The sequence below is a fragment of the Neisseria sp. HMSC70E02 genome, from assembly GCF_001838645.1.
Classification (GTDB): domain Bacteria; phylum Pseudomonadota; class Gammaproteobacteria; order Burkholderiales; family Neisseriaceae; genus Neisseria; species Neisseria macacae.
Genome location: NZ_KV838079.1, coordinates 1 through 220, shown reverse-complemented (window position 1 = coordinate 220; position 220 = coordinate 1). Strand labels below are relative to the sequence as shown.

Below are 220 nucleotides of genomic sequence, written 5' to 3'. Positions count from 1 at the left end.
GAAACCGACTGATTTCAGATTTTGGCGAAACCCGCGTTAAACTCCTGGTCGTCGTTTTGAACCAGCAGGGCAACATCGGCAAGCAGTTTTTGCTCTTCGCGGCTCAAATGGCGTAAATCGGTCATAAAAGGGCTTTCTGTTGGTGTTTGGGTAAAACGGATTATCGGATTTGGTGTTTACTGAAAAACAGCTTTTTACGGCTCATCATTTTCAGACGACC

The 220-nt window shown here is 45.5% G+C and carries 1 pseudogene; it reads right to left on the bottom strand.

The features are described 5' to 3' along the window. Positions 1-35: 35 nt before the first annotated feature. A pseudogene (locus HMPREF3277_RS13535) lies at positions 36-125 on the bottom strand (3-deoxy-manno-octulosonate cytidylyltransferase); the annotation flags it as partial. Between the last annotated feature and the right edge of the window lie 95 nt (positions 126-220).